General features: G+C 39.0%; 4 protein-coding genes and 2 pseudogenes. 2 read left to right on the plus strand and 4 right to left on the minus strand.

The features are described 5' to 3' along the window. Together UC75_RS21070 and UC75_RS10240 are read left to right on the plus strand one after the other, a co-directional pair. Positions 1-218 (plus strand): annotated as a pseudogene (locus UC75_RS21070) (DUF805 domain-containing protein); the annotation flags it as partial. A gap of 112 nt (positions 219-330) precedes the next feature. Then, positions 331-1311, plus strand: a complete 981-nt coding sequence (locus UC75_RS10240) for a mechanosensitive ion channel family protein (RefSeq protein WP_004790025.1) — start codon at positions 331-333, stop codon at positions 1309-1311. On the opposite strand, the gene UC75_RS10245 is transcribed toward UC75_RS10240, so the two are convergent. The 4 genes and pseudogenes from UC75_RS10245 to UC75_RS21075 form a co-directional block, all read right to left on the minus strand. Continuing rightward, positions 1291-1998 carry a 16S rRNA (uracil(1498)-N(3))-methyltransferase gene (locus UC75_RS10245; protein WP_049837520.1) on the minus strand — a complete coding sequence of 236 codons (708 nt, stop codon included), beginning with the start codon at positions 1996-1998 and terminating at the stop codon, positions 1291-1293. The genes UC75_RS10240 and UC75_RS10245 overlap by 21 nt on opposite strands. Then, a complete protein-coding gene (locus UC75_RS10250; RefSeq protein WP_049837521.1) occupies positions 1995-3287 on the minus strand; it encodes a 3-deoxy-D-manno-octulosonic acid transferase in 1293 nt (430 codons plus the stop codon). Before UC75_RS10250 ends, UC75_RS10245 begins: the two co-directional genes overlap by 4 nt. 156 nt (positions 3288-3443) lie before the next feature. After that, complete coding sequence (locus UC75_RS10255; protein WP_049837522.1) at positions 3444-4502, minus strand: alkene reductase; 1059 nt, start codon at positions 4500-4502, stop codon at positions 3444-3446. A 28-nt stretch (positions 4503-4530) separates the two neighbouring features. Continuing rightward, positions 4531-4626: pseudogene (locus UC75_RS21075) on the minus strand (transcriptional regulator); the annotation flags it as partial.

Genomic DNA, 4626 nt, shown 5'->3' on the forward strand with positions numbered 1-4626 from the left:
TTATGATTTATTTACTGCTTGCCTCAGGTACAGCAGGTCCAAACGAGTACGGTCCTGTTCGACCAGCAACATTTATAGAAAAACTGATGGCTTGGCTTATTTTAGTCGCTATTTTAGTTAGCCTTATTTCAACAGCAGGAATTTTTTATTATTTCTCAGGAACTGATACCTTAGAAACACCGACACAAATCTTACAAAAAGGAACGGAATACTTTTAATTAAAAAACACTTTATTATTTAGATGAACTCATTATAGTAGGCGCACATTTTATCTCCTACTATGATGAAAGCTGAAAATCGCTTTCATAAATTTTTTAATTGAGACTTGCCGTGGCTGATGAACAAAAATCCTTAACGGATGTCGCAAAAAATACAGGCGAACTTTTGCAAGAAGCGGGCACTAAAACCACTCAAACGGTTTTAGCCCATACTGAAAAGTATCATGATGCCTATACTACTATCGACAAAATCGTGGATAGCTTCTGGGAACGTGTGCCTTATATATGTATTGCGATTATCGTTTTTATTATTTTTTGGCTACTGACCAAATTATTTAAGTTCTTTGTTCGTAAAACCTTAGAAAACCGTTCTTACACGCGCCAAAACCTAGTTTTGGTCTTAAACCGTGTAGGCAGTACAACAATTTTATTCTTTGGTTTCTTAATTGCTCTCGTCATTATGATTCCAGGGTTTACACCAGGGCAACTCATGAGTGCACTTGGAATTGGTTCTGTCGCTATTGGTTTTGCATTTAAAGATATCTTTCAAAACTTATTATCAGGCATCTTAATCTTATTAAGCGAACCATTCCGCATTGGCGATTCGATTGTTGTCAATTCGCTTGAAGGAACTGTTGAAGATATTCAAATTCGTGCAACATTCTTACGCTCGCCAGATGGTCGTCGTATCGTTATTCCAAATGCAACTGTTTATACAAGTGCTTTAACGGTAAATACTGCTTATCAACAACGACGTTGTGAGTTTGTAGTCGGAATTGGATATGATGACGATGAACAAAAAGCCAAGCAGATTATTTTAGATATTCTTAATAATGACCGAAATGTACTTAGTCAGCCAGCCTTCTCGGTTAACGTTACAGCGTTAGCAGACTTCTCGGTTAACCTGACTGTACGCTGGTGGGTTGATACGACTGAAACTGATATTTCGTCATCTACGAGCACCATTCAAGCTCAGGTCAAACAAGCTTTTAATGCGAACGGAATTAATATTCCTTACCCAATTCAGGAATTAAAAATGGCCGCAAATCAGCCACTTTTAAACCCTGAAGCATCAACTAAAGAGACGACCTAAAATATAAGAAATAGACGTTTCGGTTCTTAAAATACGGTTGCCTAAGCTCACAGCTTGGCAGCCGTTTTTTGTGAGCAAATCAACTTCATATGGAATAAAGCCACCTTCAGGCCCAATGACTACACTACAAGCATGTGGAATATTAACTGGCATGCTCTGCTCGGCATAAGGGTGAGCCACATAGGCTGGTGTTTCTTTGGAGATCAAGCTTGGCAAAACGTCTTCAACAAAAGGTTTAAAGCGTTTATATATATGAATTTCAGGAACAATCGTGTCACCTGCTTGCTCAAGCCCTAAAGTCACATAGTTATCGAGTTGTTGCAAAAATGGAGTTTGCCAATAGCTTTTATCTACGCGATAACTATGAATCAGACTAATCTTTTCAACCCCTAAAGTCACACTGTCCATGATTAAACGGCGTAAAACTTTGGGCCTTGGTAAAGCCACAATTAAATGAACCGGAATTTTTGCAGGGACAGCTTCTTCACTAATAGGTCGTATACAAACTTCTTGCTCGTTAATCGAAATAATTTCAGTGGTATAACGTGCACCATTACGAACACCAACTTTTAGATTTTGGCCAACCGTAATATCAAGATGTTCACGTAAATGTTGTAATTGGCGCTTTGAGTGAATTGACCACGTGTCTGACTGAATATCTTCGGGCTCAAGTAAAACGATATTCATGGTTTGTCGGCCAAATACCGATTAATTACGCCAATGTGTTTTTGCAATGAACCTTGGTTACGTTGTAAGACTTTATGTGCTTGTTCTACTACTTGTTGGGCCTGATCAGGTTCAGCTAAACATGCCATCCAGATTGCCACAACCTGCTCAGCGTCTTGGGCAATGAGCACACCATTTTCGTCAATGAATTCATCGACAATAGTTTGGAAATTAAAGTACCGTGGTCCAATGACAGTCGGTACATTCAAAACCATAGGCTCTAAAATATTATGTCCACCACCCGGCTCATTTAAAGAACCACCCACAAAACACACCTGACTTAAGGCGTACCATAACCAAAGTTCCCCCATACTATCGGCTAGATAAACCTGTGTACTCGTATGAATACTTTGGTTCAAGCTTCTACGGTGAGTAATTAAATCTAGGTTTTGGCAAATTTCAAAGACTTCGTCGAAACGTTCAGGATGTCGAGGTACGACAATACAAACTAACTCTGGATCTGACTTTAAATAAGGCTGAAGTGCTTGCAAAATTTGTTGTTCTTCGGGTGCATGTGTACTGGCAATTGTCAGTACTTTACGTTGGCCCAAATACCATAGCTGGTGTAACTTTGCTGCCTGATTTATAAATGCTTCTGGTGCGTGAATATCAAATTTAATATTCCCAACTACCTGACTTTTTTGTTGATCTAAACCAAGCTCGACATAGCGTTGGCGAGTAGCATTATCTTGTGCTAATACCCAGTCAATTTGTTTGAGCATTCCTGCTGTTAGACCTGAGACTCGACTATAACCTTTAGCTGATTTTTCTGATAACCGCGCATTTAACAATAAACAAGGAACATGTTGTAGCTTGGCTTGATCAATTAAATTTGGCCAAAGTTCAGTTTCGACTAATGCTAAAAGTTTTGGCTGATACAACTCAAAAAATTGTTTTAAAAGATGCTTTTGATCAACAGGCAAATAAACTGCTTGAAATAAATCTAAATACGGCGCTTTTAAAAATAATGATTTGGCACGTGCCTGCCCAGTTTTAGTCGTATTAGTAACTAGCACAGGTTGACCGAGTTTAAGATAATGCTCGATTAAAGGCTGCGCAGCATTGGTTTCTCCAACCGAAACAGCATGGAACCAAATTGCTCTCACATTTTTTGGAGATTCAAACGGCCCAAATCTTTCCAGACATTCCTGATTATATAATTCCTGGCTTTCTGCACGTTTTTTTATCCGCCAGTGGTAAAAAGGTTTTAATAAATGGAGTGCGGTGTTGTACCAAAATGGGGTCGCCAAGCGGTTTGCCTCAAATAGTCAAAGTTTAAAACTGGGGAAAATATAACATAGATAGAAAAAATGGCAGAGTTTCGATACCTAAACTCTACCATTACAAGAAAAGCGATTTACTGAACCCATAGATTAAAGAGGTCAGTAAATCATCTGTTCAAAAAATTACGAAGCTTCTAGCGTTGGATAGTCTGTATAACCTTCTGCACCTTTCGCATATAAAGTTGTTGGTTGAAGTTCATTTAAAGGTAAGTCTTGCTCTAAACGCTGTAAAAGATCTGGGTTGGCAATATATGCTTTACCAAAAGATACTGCGTCAGCTTCACCATCACGCAAAATACGTTTTGCTGACTCTGGTGTTAGATTCTCATTTGCAATCCATACACCATTAAATTTTTCGCGAAGTTTAGGGCTAATACTATCAGCAGCTTCATATTCACGAGAGAAGATGAAGGCAACATTACGTTGGCTCAATTGTTCAACCACATAACCAAACGTTGCTAATGGATTTTCATCACCCATATCGTGTGAATCACCACGTGGTGCAATATGTACACCAACTCGGCCAGCGCCCCACACTTCAATAAATGCATCAACGACTTCTAATAATAAACGTGCACGGTTTTCAACAGGACCACCGTATTCGTCATCACGTTGATTCGTATCACTTTGAAGGAACTGGTCAATTAAGTAACCATTCGCTGCGTGTAATTCAACACCATCAAAACCAGCTGCTTTAGCTAATTCTGCTGAATGTTTATATTGAGCAATAACTTCTTGAATCTCTTCAGTTGAAAGTGCACGTGGCGTTACATACGGACGTTTAGGACGTAATAAACTCACTTCACCCGCAGGTTGAATTGCACTTGGTGCAACAGGAATATCACCATCTAAAAGTTCAGGATGCGAAATACGGCCAACATGCCAAAGTTGAGCTACAATTTTTGAACCTTGAGCATGAACTGCCTCAATAATTTTATTCCAAGCCTGTGCCTGCTCTTGTAACCATAATCCTGGGGTTTCTGCATAACCTACAGTTTTTGAACCAATCACTGTTGCTTCAGTCAAAATAAGACCAGCATTTGCACGCTGTTGATAATATTCAACCATCAAATCATTAGGTACTCGGCTTTCACCACTACGCGCACGCGTTAATGGAGCCATTACCAATCGATTTTTGATTTCAAAATCACCAATCGTTAAAGGAGTATTGAGTTCAGCCATAGTCGCCTCGACTTACACTTTAATATTGTTAAAGTGTTTGTTTTAAATGTTCGATATATTGCTGAATCAAAGCTTCGTTACGTGAAAAATAAGACCATTGACCATATTTTTGGACCTGAATCAG

The sequence above is a fragment of the Acinetobacter sp. V2 genome (assembly GCF_001188385.1).
GTDB lineage: Bacteria > Pseudomonadota > Gammaproteobacteria > Pseudomonadales > Moraxellaceae > Acinetobacter > Acinetobacter oleivorans.

Excerpts from the sequence above, each read along its gene's own strand:
- UC75_RS10245 (WP_049837520.1), bottom strand. The coding sequence starts at position 1,998 with ATGAATATCGTTTTACTTGAGCCCGAAGATATTCAGTCAGACACGTGG.
- UC75_RS10255 (WP_049837522.1), bottom strand. The coding sequence starts at position 4,502 with ATGGCTGAACTCAATACTCCTTTAACGATTGGTGATTTTGAAATCAAA.